This window comes from Spiroplasma endosymbiont of Clivina fossor (assembly GCF_964031115.1).
Classification (GTDB): Bacteria; Bacillota_I; Bacilli_A; order Mycoplasmatales; family Nriv7; genus Nriv7.
Genome location: NZ_OZ035006.1, coordinates 579,318 through 594,350 on the forward strand (window position 1 = coordinate 579,318; position 15,033 = coordinate 594,350).

Sequence of the window (15,033 nt, forward strand, 5' to 3'; positions counted from 1 at the left end):
TGTCCAAAATTCTGTGTCTCGATAATTCATTCTGAATTATACTTAAAAGAAGGAGAACAGAAAATGACAAAAAAAATAAAAAAAGAACCTGACGCAATTGATAAAGTTGTTGATTATTTTTTAGAAAATATTGATAATCCACAAGATTTATTTAAAGGCAATACTATTTTTCAGGAATTTACCAAAAAATTAACTGAACGAATGTTAAATACGGAAATTAAAGATTATCTTGAAACTGATGAGAATCATAATAAAAGAAATGGCAACACACAAAAAACCATTATTACTAAAAATGGTTCAATCGCAATTGATGTACCAAGAGATCGAAATAGTACTTTTGAACCAGTAATTATTCCGAAAAGACAAAGAAGATTTGATAACTTTGATCAAAAAGTAATTTCTTTATATGCAAGAGGAATGACAATTTCTGATATCAAAGCACAATTGCAAGAATTCTATCACGGAGCAGAAATTTCAGAAAGTTTAATTAGTCAAATAACTGATGATGTTATTGAAGAAGTTAAAATGTGACAAACTAAACCTTTAGAGAAGATTTATCCGATTGTTTATTTTGATTGTATTGTTGTTAAAGTAAAGCAAGATAAACGAATCGTCATTCTTGCCGACGGCAGTCAATTGGTGACGCCTAGCCTTCGCGAGGGCGATTTTGTGCGACACAAAAAAGACAATCCTTTAAACGCAGAAAATGACAATGTCGGTCACCACATTCATCCGATTTATGTGGCTCCGAAATTAGACAAACCCAATTCTTCTTTTGTTTTCAAATGAAAAAAAAATTATTTTTTTACAACAACAGGGTGAAATGTGGGCACAATGCCCCACACGCCGGAAGATTCTGACATTGTTATGCAGTCCTCACTTATTTTGGATGCTTGACCAAAAGAGGTCCCGGAAGAAATTTATTTATTTTTTTCAGCCGAAACAGAAAAAAATGAAACTGATATTTTAGAAACCCGCCCACAAAATACTAGTTTAATAGCTCACATTTATGTGGGCCTAGGGGCTAAAATTAAATAAGAGAGGAGAAAGTATCATATGAATTCAGAAACAGTAGCAAGTATTTTTACAGCAATTATTGGCGGTTTGGGTGGAACGGCTGGCATTACGGGAATAATCTCGGCTTTAAAAACAAAAAAGGAGGCGAAAAAAATGGAGCAAGAAAATAAAGAAGCGTTAAATAAAATTGATACTAAATTAATGATTATAAATAATAAGATTGATATGGTTATTGCTATCAAAAATAATAACGCTAATAAAAACGAGATTAATATTAACAAACCAAAACGAGGAGCTAAAAATAATGGCTAAAAAATTATTTTGATTGAAAATGTTAATTTACTTTTTAAACTTTATTACTCTAGGACTTGTACCTTTGGGGAAATTAATTTCTGAAAAAATTGAAATTTTAAAAAAACAAGTTGAAGAATTGGAAAGTAAATAATGCCATTACGATTTACTAAAAAATGATTTAGTGATAAAGATGATAATGTAGTAGTTAAAAAACGCGAAATTGAAAAATCAATTTTGCGAATGTATGGTTTTGCTCCTTTTGGTCATGAAGATTATTATAAATCGTATGTGTCCGACACTATGGCTAATGCATTAACTCCTAAGAAGTTGGAAATTAATATTAGTCAACAAGATTTATCACCAAAAATAATGGCATGACTTTATAAAAATGATTTTCAAAGTAAAAACTGGATTAATGAGAAACGAGCTAGCGATATTGGTATTTCAGCATTTCTAATTTTTTTAAATCAAGGAATTATGAATTTTCAACCCATACGAGTAGCAGAGCGAGAATATGATGTGTTGGGAAATTTAATTCAATGTACAATTTTTTACGACGACTATAAGAAAAATAATCTTAATTTACGCATGTACGAAACTTACCAATTAGAAAACAGCAAAGTAAAAATTACGCGTGAAATTTATGAACTAAGCACCAAAAAAATTGTTGACAATAATGGCACTTCCAAATTAGAACAAACAATAATAAAAGTTAATGATTTTGAAAAACAACGCAATAATGAAAAATTAAATATTAACCAAGTTTTAGAAATTAATTACATACCAATTGCAATTTTTTCTAATTTACCAAGTGAGCGTGCTGACATCGCTGGTGTTGAAGATAAATTGAAAGCTTTAGATATTTTTTATGAACAAAGCATTCTAGATGCGATTTTAAACGCCACAAGATTTCTTATTAATACAAATTCACTTGTTGGTAATGTTCAAAAAAATGTAAATAAGATTATTGATGATTTTATTAAAAATCATGTTTTAGTCATGAATTATGATCAAGCACAAAATCCAATACCCTTTTCTACTATTAATGGTCAATTTAGAGGAAAAGAATTAACTTATTTATATGATTGAAATGTGACCGAGATTAATAAACGGATTGGAATGCATGTACCTGCAATTCATAAAGGGGCTCAACAAACTCGTCAAGAAAGTTCTGCGGTTAATATTCAAACTAACAATATGCTCGAGCAAAAATTATTATTACGAGAAGAAGCCCATGCAAACTTTATTTACTTACTACTTAAATTTGACCGCGACTTGAATGGTAACAGTTTTATTTCAAAAGAACTTGAAAAAATGACAATCAAAGTCAATTTGAATGTAACGACCACAATTGGTAAAGAAATTAATAATATTGATATGAAAGGACAAGAAAATGGCGGATTGGAAGACTAAACCAAGTCAAGAAAATGAAACAAAATATCGTGATTATGCAATTGATAATACTCCACTGGACTTTGCAAATTACACCGAACAATCAGACCCTGACTTGCATACAATTTATAACGAAACAAGAAAACGCGAATTATATATTTACCCTTTAAATAACCTGATTAAAAACACAAATAAACCTAATTTATACTTTTCTCCCAATGTTGTTAAAATTGGCTTTATTGACCCGTTAGAAGTTAAAAAAACGATTGCTTATGAAGTTAGTGACTTTAATTTAGAATTAGATGCTCGCAATGCTACTAATATTCAAGATAATAGTGTTGAATATACTATGGTCGATGCCAAGACTATAATTTTTCAAGATGAAAGTTTATACGGCAAATTTAATCTTCATGTTGTTTCTATTGGTGAACCGGCAAACGAAAATAATTTGGATGAATTGTATATTATAAATTCTTACACCGAACGCTATGCCCCAAAATTAATTAAGGTAACCAAGGAAACAGTTTTAGTACGGGTGCAAGATTTTAAAGTTCGTGGTTCTAATCCCATTATTGTTCGTATTCAAAAACAATTGCCCGAAGATACAAAGGTTAAAGCAATTACTATTAAATTTCCACGGCAAGCTTTATTTGGAAATATTAAATTAATCGGGGAAGTAAACGGCGTGGCGGGTTATCCGCGATTATTTATAGAAAATGACAAGGTTATGTTACCAATGCTATCAATGCCGATTGAAACTGAACCAAAAGTTAGAATATTGCAACAATGAATGTCTAGTCAAGTTTTAGCATGAGAAAAAGCAAAATTGTTTTTTAATGAAGGAAGTGTTTTAGATTTAATAAAAATCGGTGGTGGTACCGAAACACGAAAAAAAGTGTTTAGAGATGTTAGAGTTACGGCAATGCATATTACTAGAAATACACAAAAATATCAGAGTGTACCTCTTGGTTGCCTACCAATAGATTTATTAAAAGAAAATATTATTTTAAATGAAACAATCACTCTATCTGGTGAAATTGGTGGGCTTGAGCCAAGTTGTCTAAATTCTACCTCATACAATTTAACTAAAGATTATGATAGAGTGGAATTAGAATTTAAAGAAATTTTTAAAATTGATAGCTTACAAAAAGTATTATTAGATATGTTAAATTATACATATAATTACCGTACTAATTTTAGACACGCAAAATATTATGACGACAAAGATGATGGCATATTATATGGTCAACCGAAAAATAGTGTTGCAAAGTTAAAAGAGGAAAAATTTGTGGGGCAAAAACCGGAAACAGTTATTACAAACTTATTTGAAGATTGAAAATTTGAAAATCCAAAATTGTTAAAGCATTCTTCAGTACAAATATTTAAGCAAATTGTGGTAATGCTATCAGAATATATTTTTTCAGAATTATCTATTAATATGGGTTTAAATGATGATTATAAACTATTATTGCCTTATTATTTTGAACTTATTTCGGTTCCGTTACTTGAAGATGGGTATTATAAGTTTAAGGATGTGGAAGTTATTTTAAAATCAGAGTACTTTAATTTTGATAAAAAAAACATTAAATTAGTTAATAATGACATATCGCAAAATCAATTATTTAAATTGAATAGTAATCAGTTTAATTGATTGCCATTAATTAATAATTTGGAACCAAACGACATCCCTAGTTTACTGCCAAAAGATATAAAACTTGCAGATGGTAATTATGGTAAAAATTTTGTAAATTGCATTGTTGAAAAAACAAAATTAAATAGTGTTATGAGTATTTATGGAAAAGGATTAGAGGCTTTGTTAAGCAATTTTAGATGATACGAGGAAATAAATAAATTTGATATTACTAAACAATGTAAATTTATTTTAGAATATGAATTAGAAAGATTTAAGAATTTAGAAATATCAACTATTTTTGGATATGGGAATTATGATTTAGAAATACAAACAAATAATAATTTAGTTAAAATAAATGATATTGAGTTATTTAATAATAAAATTAGGGACTGTACAATTAACTGTGTCTCTAAGTAATTAACTTAAATTCACTCTGTCCTCAAATTTTATCATTAAATGTGAAATTGCACTACCCCAATTTTGAATTGGCATCGTTCATTTCTTAACCATATTTTGAAATGCTAAATAAAATATTTTAAAAACTGATGCGTCATTAGGAAAAATCTTTTTATTCTTAATGACTTTTCTTAATTGACTATTAACAGATTCAATCGCATTAGTTGTGTAAATAATTCTTCTAAATTCCTGAGGATATTCAAGAAAAATTATTAAATTATTTCAGTTATTTTTTCATGATTTAGTAATTTGTGGATACTTTTTATTTCATTTTTCTGAAAAATGATCTAAAGCAATTAACGCTATTTCTTCATTAATTGCTGTATAAATTGATTTTAAATCATTAGCTACAAGTTTGCGATCTTTGTAAGGAACAAATTTTAAACTATTGCGAATTTGATGAACAATGCATAATTGATGCTGTGTTTTTGGGAAAACAGCTTCTATTGCATCAGACATCCCAGTTAAATTATCACTACAAGCAACAAGAATATCTTGTAACCCACGATTTTTCATTTCCGTAAGATTATTAAGTCAAAATTTGGCTCCCTCATTCTCACTAATTCACATTCCTAAAATATCTTTTAAACCATCTAAATTAATTCCTAAGGCAAGATAAACTGCTTTATTTATTATTCGTTTATCTTGCTTTACTTTAACAACAATACAATCAAAATAAACAATCGGATAAATCTTCTCTAAAGGTTTAGTTTGTCACATTTTAACTTCTTCAATAACATCATCAGTTATTTGACTAATTAAACTTTCTGAAATTTCTGCTCCGTGATAGAATTCTTGCAATTGTGCTTTGATATCAGAAATTGTCATTCCTCTTGCATATAAAGAAATTACTTTTTGATCAAAGTTATCAAATCTTCTTTGTCTTTTTGGAATAATTACTGGTTCAAAAGTACTATTTCGATCTCTTGGTACATCAATTGCGATTGAACCATTTTTAGTAATAATGGTTTTTTGTGTGTTGCCATTTCTTTTATTATGATTCTCATCAGTTTCAAGATAATCTTTAATTTCCGTATTTAACATTCGTTCAGTTAATTTTTTGGTAAATTCCTGAAAAATAGTATTGCCTTTAAATAAATCTTGTGGATTATCAATATTTTCTAAAAAATAATCAACAACTTTATCAATTGCGTCAGGTTCTTTTTTTATTTTTTTTGTCATTTTCTGCTCTCCTTCTTTTAAGTATAATTCAGAATGAATTATCGAGACACAGAATTTTGGACAGGCTCGAAAATTATTCTTACAATATTCAAAAAATGTTACAGGAACTTATTGATGAAAAATATCTTGATCCATTAAGAAGTATCAATATGGGTGGACTTATAAGCAAAGAACTTGATAATAAAACAATTATTTATAAATTAGAAGAATTAGAGCCCAAAATAGCTAATTGAATTAAAGAACAACAAAATAACAAAGAAAAAATATTGATATTAACATTAAAAAATAGTAATAATAAAAATATAAAATTAGTAATTAATTTAAATAATCTTTATTTACTAGGATTTATTAATAATCAAAATAAGTATTTTTATTTTGATGATGAACTTTTAGAAAAAATAAAACAACATAATCAAGAAGAAATCAAAAAACTTAATAATTTAAAGGAAAAATTAAATAATTTAAAAGAAAACAAACTTTTATTTAATGAAGAAAAAGTAAAAGAATATTTGCAACAAAAAAATAAATTAATTCCTCTTAAAGAAAAAGAAAAAAATATTAAAAAATTAAATTATAATAACGAATTGAATTCTTTGAATAAAAAACTTAGTAATTTACAAGGTGAAAATTTAAAAAATGATGAAGAAAAAATTAAAGATTTAAATAAATCAGTAATTAAGAAATATAGTTGTCAAAAGATTAATTTAAATTATACAGGAGCGTATACAAGCGAGGGCTTAAATGTTGTAATAAAAGAAAATGGAAAACCAGATAAAGGAAAAAATATTAATATTTCTAACGAAACTTTAAAAGGTGCAATTTCAAATTTAGCAGATTATGATAATAATAAACAAGAAAATCAAAAAATAAAAGATGATTTAGTAAGAATGATTTTTATTACAAGTGAAGCCATGAGGTTTCAATGTGATAAAAAGACTTTAGAAATTTTTGCAAATATTAAAAATATTGATGAATTAAAAAAAATCATATCTGAGAGTAAAAATATATTAAAAGATATTCAAGAAAAAATATTTAATAATCAAACAATAAATTGAGAAGATTATACATCACAATTAAGAGGTGATTGAAAAAAATATTCAGAACAATTCAATAAATTTAGAATAAAAATTTGAAATGAATTAACTAAAGCAAAAAAAATAATTAATTTTATCGATAAAAATAAAGTTGATATTAACAACATCTTAAAAGCAGAAAATAATATTGATAATATATCAAAAAAAATACAAAAAGCATTTAATGAAAATCAAAATTTTACAGAAATAAAGAATGCGTGTTTACAATATATCGTAGGAATGACAAGATGAAAACAAGATTTAAAATCTATAAATTTATACTTTGAAAAAGAATTTGATTTAAAAACTGATTTAAAAACTGATGATTTTTTTTCATTAAATTCTAATAGTGATAATAATATTTTATATATTTTTATTATTCAAAATAATTTCGAACTTGCTAAATTATTGATTAAGTTAAATCCAGATAAAAAAATAATAAATAGTTCTGATATAAATAATAATACACCTTTGCTTTTAGCGATAAATAAAGACGCGATAGATTTTATTAAATTTTTATTAGAAAATGGTGCCGATGTAAATCTTCAAGAAAAAAAAGTTAGTATGTCAATAATTAACGCAATAAATAACAATAATTGAGAAATAATTAATATTTTATTTGATCATGGAGCTAATGTAAATTTTCAAGACCCATTAGTAAACAACACTTATTTACATATTGCAGCACGAAATGGTCAGTTAGAGCTTGTTAAATTGTTATTAGAAAGAGGCGCTAATCCCAATATACAAGAAAAAAAAGGACTTACTCCTTTATACTTTGCAGCACAAAGTGATAAGACAGAAGTTGTTCAAGAATTATTAACAAATAAAAATAGTAAAAACAAAATTGATATCAACCTTCCAAATAATTTGGGTGATACTCCATTACAGATATCATCATTTTACGGGCACCATAAAGTTGTTAAACTATTGTTAAAAAACCATAAAATTGATGTTAATAAAAAAGATGATCATGGCGATAGCGCTTTAATTGTAGCGGCGCGAAATGGTGAAATAAATGTTGTAAAAGAATTGTTAAAACATTCTGATATTGATGTCAATCTTTCAAATAAATGGGGTCTAACTGCTTTGCATTATGCATGCAAAAATGGTCACTTGATAATAGTAAAATTATTGTTGTCCAATAATGCTAATCTTAATTATCAAGATGATGAGGGAAATGATTCTTTAGATTTAGCAGAAGAAAATGATCATAAAGAAATAATAAATCTTTTGAAAAAACACAAAAAATTAAACGAAAATATAAAAAAACTTAATAAAATTTTACAAAAAAATCAAGACGAACAACAACAAAATATAAAAATTTTAGAAGAAACTAAAAAAGAATTAAAAAAATTATTAAAAATTGAATTGTCAGATGTTATTAGACAAACTAAGTTAGAAGAAATATCAGATAAGCAAGAACAGACAATTTTAAATCGTGTTAGAGAATTAAATTTTGGCTTAGATATTGATCAAGTTAAAGTACAAAAAAATAGCATTACTGATACTGCGGCAACTATTGAATCAATTGATCAAAGTGTATATTCTGATGGTGCAGTCAAAGTTATATTTACACTTGCTAAAAAAGCAAGAAAACCAAATGATGCACAAAAAATAATTACAGAAGATGAATCTAAAAAACAGGGAACACGGCCTAAAGGAAGTACAGTAACTTTAAAACAATCCGATAACAGTAATACAAATGCTGACGGAAGTCAAACACAAGCTAGTAACCGCATACAACAAAATAATTCAGATGAGCCAACAAATCACAATAATTTGTATGATGTGCCAGCAGATAATAGTTGTTTGTTTTGGTCGGTATCAACATCTTACTTATTGCCAGCGAGAAATAATAATGAAGAATTTAGAAACCGATTTATCCAATTATTTGGTGAAGAAAATTTAAAATATTTATTATATATTCAAAAATTACTACAACAACATGATTTAGAAAATAATAGAAATCTAAATCAATTATGATATCAAGATCAAACAGCAAATAATCTAGTTATAAATTTCTTTCGTAATCGCGTTGTTGATTATATACAATCAAATTTAGAGACAATTCCAAATCGCAATGGCGAATTAACATTTAGAAGTCTTATTCAAGATAATAATGATATTGATACTAATTACTTAGAAATAATGCGACAATCTTCAACATGAGGGGGAACACCAGAAATAATAGCAATGAGCAATCTTTTAAATGCTAATATTAGTGTAAATAATAATGGCTCTTATCAACCAGTTAATCAAAATTCAAATAATAATAACATCGCGATATCTTATGTTGAGCTTGAAAAAGGTTCGGGTATTCACAATCATTATAATTTTGCTTTAACACCAGAAGAAGATCGGCCAAATCAGCCTATTGCTATTAATGACAATCAGGAAAATGTCCCGGTAATTGATATAACCAAGAGACCAGATAATTTCCCAACAACCACCCCAAAACCAGAGGTAAAACCAATTAAATTACCGGTTGATGATCATGCTCAACACCGCGCCATTCCGACTAACAATAACGAGGACGATGATGCTCATCAAGGCAATAATATTGCCAATGTACCAGAACCAACAATAACATCATTACAAAAAGATAAATATCATTTTGTGGATAAAAAAACAGAAGATGATAGTTTAAAAAATGATGAAAATTTAGAAATTAACTTAATTAAAAACAATAAAGACGAAATAAAACAAAATGCCCCGGCAGGAAATCAACCCATCAATACAAATATGGAAAATTTACAAACAACAACCGCTAAGGCAATAAATCAATACAACGCTCTTTCAAAAGAAGAAAAATTAAAAAAATTAAATGAAATTAATCGTTATTATCAAACATTATCTGAAAATGATAAAAAAGCTTTTAAAGAAAAATTAACAAATACTGGATTAGCAGCTTTAAGTGGGGGCACATTAACAGCTTATGGAACAAAAATGACTGTTAGTGGTACTGCTACTACTGGTGCCACAAATGCAGAAGCAATCGAAATGACCCCACTCTTATCAACAAGTACAACAGAAAGCTTAGCCGCTGCAGAAACAATTACTGTGGCCGAAACAGCAGCAGTTGAAGGTGGAGTTATAGCTGTAGAAACTGGTACCGCTGCCGCTCTGGCTCCGGAAACTCTAGGGCTATCCTTAGTAATCGGAGGATTAGCAATTGCAGGAACATGAATATATTTTGCTTTTCATCATCATGCAACATCTGATATTGCGTTGCCAACTTCAATTCATCATAATGTTTATGATAACATTGAAAAATGATATAAATTTCTAGCCCATGATAAATTAAAAATTAAAATTAACAAAAACACATGAAATGAAATCAAACAAAATAAAAATTCACCAGCAAACATTATAAAAATTATTAAAAATAAATTTGTTATAAATGACCATTCTGGTTGAGGCGGAAGTGTCACAAATGAAGATTTCAACACTTTTGTAAAAGTAATAGTACTTCATTTCGAACAAATAAATGGTTATTTTGAAATATTAGATAATGAAAATGATGGTTTTGTCATTATAACCAACACTGAAGGCGATTGACTAGGAGTAGAATAAAATTTAACATTATTAATTAAAAAATTAAAATATTTCTTATATGTGTTATGCAGAAATAACCTGACTTCAAATTTTAATTTTAATATATTTGTTAATTATCTAATTTAAATTAAGATTAAAAATATTTTTACTAAAGCAGTATTTAAACTTAAATACTGCTTTTTTATTTTGTCAAAATAGAAAAAATGAAAAAATTGTTTAAGAGCAGTATCGTCATATAAAGCTACATTTTGGGGTAGCGATTTTAACAGTTTAATTATTTTTAAATTCAGTTTTAAATTCTAATATTTTTCATTTGGCATATCTTTCATTTTTATCTCATTCTTGTATTTTCATTTTTATGTTTTTTAATTTTTTATTTTGATATGATAAAAAATCTTTATTTTCTCAATATCTTGGTTCACTGTTTTTTTCTCAATTTAAATCATATTCTAATGATTTTAATATTGGTAGTGTAATCTTGTCATTTTTATCAACATAAAATTCTCAATCATTAAGTTTCATTCGCGGAGGCAAGTTTTTGGGCATAAATTCATTTTCTACATTAACTTTTATTTCTCATTTTTGATTTCACTTGCTGTTGTCATCTTTTGATGATTTAAGTGTTAATTTTGATTTTTTTAAGTTTAATTCGTATGACTCATTCTTAATTTGTAATATTGGTTTATTTTCTTTTTTAGAACACCCAACTATTGGCAATGTTGTCATCCCCAAAAGAGCTATTATATTTAAAATTTTCATAAATTTAACTCCTTCATTTTGTTTTTTCAAGTATATATATATATATATATATAATTATACAAAAATTCTTAATATCATTAGAAAAATGGCAAAACCGATTAAAAATTGAAAGGTATAGTAAAAAGCTGGTACCGTTTTAAAAACTGGAAAAATGGCGGTTGAAAAGTTAACTGTTGCTTTTGCAATAATTGCTAACGGTCGCAAAATCGTGATGATTTGTGAAGCTGTGAGTATTCAGTTTATCATTTTGATACTAGCATTTTGAATGGCACAACCAATATCATTAAAGGTTGGTATTCATCGTCCAGAATATTTGCAATTTGCTGGTGGAATTAAATCGTCTCATTCACTGTTATTTGAGCCATCAGGGATAAAGGCTGTTGAATTTAATACATTAAAGTCATAAATTTTAAAATTGTAGTTGGAGATATTCCCTTTGTGATAAAGTGGAAAAGTTAAGGTAAAAATGTTAATACCATAACGAATATCAATATCGGTATTTAGATAATTAATACTGTTAGCGGTTTTGTTGGTTGGCAAGGCAATGAGTTTATTATCATAAGATTTAAGGACATTAAAATCAATTTGATAAATACTATTGGTGTTGTTAATAGCATTGTAATTATCTTGGTGCATTTTTTTGTCAAAAGTAAAGAAATAACTTCTTAGTAATAATTCTGAGTTTCCTATAATATTTACTAAGTATTTTTTGGGATAAAAGGTAATTAATGAACGATAAAAGAAACCGATTTGAATAAAGTAATCCTTCTTATAGTTTTCTACACCCTTAAAATCAATTTCGGTATGAGTTTTTTCGTCCATATCAAAAGTCGCATAAAATAAACTAGCAAAGAAATTGCCAAGAATTTCATAGATTTCGTTAAAAACATTTTTGTAATCGCTATTGTTGATACTAGGAATGTTGTTTTTAAAATAAAGGTAAATATCATTTTTTAAATCGGGGTCATAGCGTAGAAAACTAAATCTAACATTGAGGTAATTTAGGGTACCAAAAAGATATTTAATTAGGTAATAATCGTTAGAATTCGTAGTGCCATATTTTCAGATTTCATTTTCACCGTGTAGCAATTGTAAATACTTATTTCCAGCAATTAGAGTTTTGTTAAATGCCTTAATTTTCAAAACATTCTCATTTACTACATTTTTATCACTAGAAGTTTTATGATAAAAATAGCTCTCGTCTTTAAAGCCGTGATTTTTAATCGTAAATTCTTTGTAATAACCTTTTTCTAGGGTGTCAATGAAATTAAATACGGGCGTTCAATAGAGATACGAGTAATTAAATTTATCAAAATCACCACGGTGAATCATTAAGTAATCAAGATTATCAACAACATCGTTATAGTTATGGTTGCCATCAAATTTGGTGGTTTTTTCTGGTAAATCAATATCAGTCGAGGGTTTAATTTCTGATTGTGCGTCAAATTCTAATATTTTTCATTTGGCATATCTTTCATTTTTATCTCATTCTTGTACTTTCATTTTTATGTTTTTTAATTTTTTATTTTGATATGATAATAAATCTTTATTTTCTCAATATCTTGGTTCACTGTTTTTTTCTCAATTTAAATCATATTCTAATGATTTTAATATTGGTAGTGTAATCTTGTCATTTTTATCAACATAAAATTCTCAATCATTAAGTTTCATTCGCGGAGGCAAGTTTTTGGGCATAAATTCATTTTCTACATTAACTTTTATTTCTCATTTTTGATTTCACTTGCTGTTGTCATTTTTTGATGATTTAAGTGTTAATTTTGATTTTTTTAAGTTTAATTCGTATGATTCATTATTTTGCCTTTTACTTCTAATTAGTGATTGTGTTGTTGTTTTGGCATTGTTAATGTTTTGGGAAATGGTAAAAATGTTATTGAAACTAATAATTAGCACGGTAAATATTTTCATAAACATTTTTATCACTCCTTTTTAAAATATTTTATTTTTCATTATTCTTTTAGTTTTAATCTTTTTTAATATAAAACGAATTAAGCAGTTTACTATTTCTGTTGTGGTTACTCACACTAATGAATAACCTATAATCATTAACTTACCAATTGCTCCAAAATTTTTAATAAATTGTTGCAAATTTTCAATATCTGTATGTAACAATAAAACTATACTTAAAGATATGAATATAATGTAATTAAGTATTATTCATCAATATTTTTTTAAAGAATTAATGAGTTTGTTTGATTTCATTTTTCAAGACTCTTTTTGCTCTAATTTTCTGAACAATAAAGCGGATTAATTTTTCAAATTTAATTGCAAAATATATTGCTCCGCCTCATCAAAAAACAAATATTCCTGCCAGCATAATACCACTATTGAACTTTCCAAAGAATTTAACCATCTCTTCATTAGACTTCTTGCAAAATTAATTTAAAATATAATTGAATTGTTGTTTTTAATAAAAAGGTGGAATTTAAATGAAATTTAAAAAAAAATAATCAAATAAGTGATAAAAATTTTTTAAGATTAACTGGTATTAAACATACTACTTTTAATAAAATGCTAGAAATTTTAAAAATAGAAGAATTAAAAAAGAGATTTCGTCGCGGAAGAACCAATAAATTATCATTAGAAAATCGTATTTTAATGACTTTAGAATATTGAAGAGAATATAGAACTTATTTTCATATTGCAAAAAGTTATGATATTAGTGAAAGTAGTTGTTATAGAAATATCAAATGAATTGAAGACACTTTAATAAAACACCCTAATTTTCAACAACTTACTGGTCAAAAATCACTATTAAAAGATTATTTCAAAGATAAGACTGTTATAATTGATGTAACTGAAAGCCAAATCCAACGCCCAAAAAAAGACAAAAACAGCACTACTCAGGAAAAAAGAAAAAACACACAATAAAAACACAAGTTATAATTGAAAAAGATAGTAAAAAAATTATTAGTTCTGATTTTTCTTATGGTAAAAACCATGACTTTAAAATTTTAAAAGATTCAAAAATTAAATTTTTACCAGAAACAACTGTTTTAGTGGATTTAGGTTATCAAGGCATACAAAAAATTAATCATAATGTTTTAATTCCTAAAAGAAAATCAAAGAAAAACCCTTTAAATAAAGAAGAAAAGCAAAATAATGAGCGAATTTCAAAAATGAGAATTGTTATTGAAAATGTTTTTGCTATACTTAAAAAATTTAAAATTATTAGTGAAAAATATCGAAATCGTAGAAAAAGATTTGCTTTAAGATTTAATTTAATAGCTTCAATTTATAATTTACAACTATTAGTTTAAATATATTTGATAATTTAAAATTTCAGTCTTTTTTTATTGTAAATAATAATTTTTATTATGTTTTAATGACAAAATATTTGTAAAAATAATCTAAAAATTATTTTAATAACACTTTTATATTTATTTTAAATTTAAAAATTATAATTATCATATTAATTTTGCAAGAAGTCTATTCATAAAATTATTAAATTCGTTACTTGTTCCGGTTATTCATTTAGTATCGATTGCTGTTAATGCACAAATTAATAAGCTTATAAAGATGAAAATGATACTTAATGCTATTTTTAACCATTGCTTTTTAAAAGAATTTTTAATTCTTAATTTTAACAGCGCTTTTTCTTTTGAATTATCTTTTTTAAATAATTTTACTAAAAGTTTTTTCATTTTAATT

General features: G+C 26.2%; 12 protein-coding genes and 1 pseudogene. 8 read left to right on the forward strand and 5 right to left on the reverse strand.

The genetic code is table 4. The features are described from left to right. Positions 1–63: 63 nt before the first annotated feature. The 5 genes and pseudogenes from AAHM82_RS13120 to AAHM82_RS03650 all read left to right on the forward strand — a co-directional run. A pseudogene (locus AAHM82_RS13120) lies at positions 64–615 on the forward strand (transposase); the annotation flags it as partial. 441 nt (positions 616–1,056) lie between these two features. Next, the gene (locus AAHM82_RS03635; RefSeq protein WP_342262364.1) at positions 1,057–1,329 is read left to right on the forward strand and encodes a hypothetical protein; all 273 of its coding nucleotides are present in this window, start codon (positions 1,057–1,059) and stop codon (positions 1,327–1,329) included. Continuing rightward, positions 1,322–1,462: a hypothetical protein gene (locus AAHM82_RS03640; RefSeq protein WP_342262365.1), complete on the forward strand. Its 141-nt coding sequence runs from the start codon at positions 1,322–1,324 to the stop codon at positions 1,460–1,462. Before AAHM82_RS03635 ends, AAHM82_RS03640 begins: the two co-directional genes overlap by 8 nt. Continuing rightward, the gene (locus AAHM82_RS03645) at positions 1,462–2,724 is read left to right on the forward strand and encodes a hypothetical protein (RefSeq protein ID WP_342263911.1); all 1,263 of its coding nucleotides are present in this window, start codon (positions 1,462–1,464) and stop codon (positions 2,722–2,724) included. The genes AAHM82_RS03640 and AAHM82_RS03645 overlap by 1 nt, the downstream gene beginning before the upstream one ends. Continuing rightward, positions 2,705–4,753: a hypothetical protein gene (locus AAHM82_RS03650; RefSeq protein ID WP_342264556.1), complete on the forward strand. Its 2,049-nt coding sequence runs from the start codon at positions 2,705–2,707 to the stop codon at positions 4,751–4,753. The genes AAHM82_RS03645 and AAHM82_RS03650 overlap by 20 nt, the downstream gene beginning before the upstream one ends. Here AAHM82_RS03650 and AAHM82_RS03655 read toward each other — a convergent pair whose 3' ends face one another. Beyond that, complete coding sequence (locus tag AAHM82_RS03655) at positions 4,754–5,974, reverse strand: IS256 family transposase (RefSeq protein ID WP_342263365.1); 1,221 nt, start codon at positions 5,972–5,974, stop codon at positions 4,754–4,756. A gap of 56 nt (positions 5,975–6,030) precedes the next feature. On the opposite strand from AAHM82_RS03655, the gene AAHM82_RS03660 reads away from it, so the two are divergent. After that, a complete protein-coding gene (locus AAHM82_RS03660) occupies positions 6,031–10,623 on the forward strand; it encodes an ankyrin repeat domain-containing protein (protein ID WP_342264557.1) in 4,593 nt (1,530 codons plus the stop codon). 252 nt (positions 10,624–10,875) lie between these two features. Here the strand turns inward: AAHM82_RS03660 and AAHM82_RS03665 are convergent, their stop codons facing one another. The 3 genes from AAHM82_RS03665 to AAHM82_RS03675 form a co-directional block, all read right to left on the reverse strand. Beyond that, positions 10,876–11,364, reverse strand: a complete 489-nt coding sequence (locus AAHM82_RS03665; protein WP_342263349.1) for a hypothetical protein — start codon at positions 11,362–11,364, stop codon at positions 10,876–10,878. A 54-nt stretch (positions 11,365–11,418) separates the two neighbouring features. Then, entirely contained in the window at positions 11,419–13,296 is a 1,878-nt protein-coding gene (locus AAHM82_RS03670) for a hypothetical protein (protein ID WP_342263470.1), read from the reverse strand. 265 nt (positions 13,297–13,561) lie between these two features. Further along, positions 13,562–13,735, reverse strand: a complete 174-nt coding sequence (locus AAHM82_RS03675) for a hypothetical protein (RefSeq protein ID WP_342263469.1) — start codon at positions 13,733–13,735, stop codon at positions 13,562–13,564. Positions 13,736–13,800: 65 nt separating this feature from the next. Here AAHM82_RS03675 and AAHM82_RS13125 point away from each other — a divergent pair, with 65 nt between their 5' ends. Both AAHM82_RS13125 and AAHM82_RS13130 read left to right on the forward strand, forming a co-directional pair. Then, positions 13,801–14,253, forward strand: a complete 453-nt coding sequence (locus AAHM82_RS13125; protein WP_425288968.1) for a helix-turn-helix domain-containing protein — start codon at positions 13,801–13,803, stop codon at positions 14,251–14,253. Next, positions 14,250–14,642, forward strand: a complete 393-nt coding sequence (locus tag AAHM82_RS13130) for a transposase family protein (protein ID WP_342264845.1) — start codon at positions 14,250–14,252, stop codon at positions 14,640–14,642. The genes AAHM82_RS13125 and AAHM82_RS13130 overlap by 4 nt, the downstream gene beginning before the upstream one ends. A 144-nt stretch (positions 14,643–14,786) precedes the next feature. Here AAHM82_RS13130 and AAHM82_RS03685 read toward each other — a convergent pair whose 3' ends face one another. Beyond that, positions 14,787–15,026 (reverse strand): hypothetical protein, encoded by a 240-nt coding sequence (locus AAHM82_RS03685; RefSeq protein WP_342263468.1) that lies wholly within the window; start codon positions 15,024–15,026, stop codon positions 14,787–14,789. Positions 15,027–15,033 lie beyond the last annotated feature (7 nt).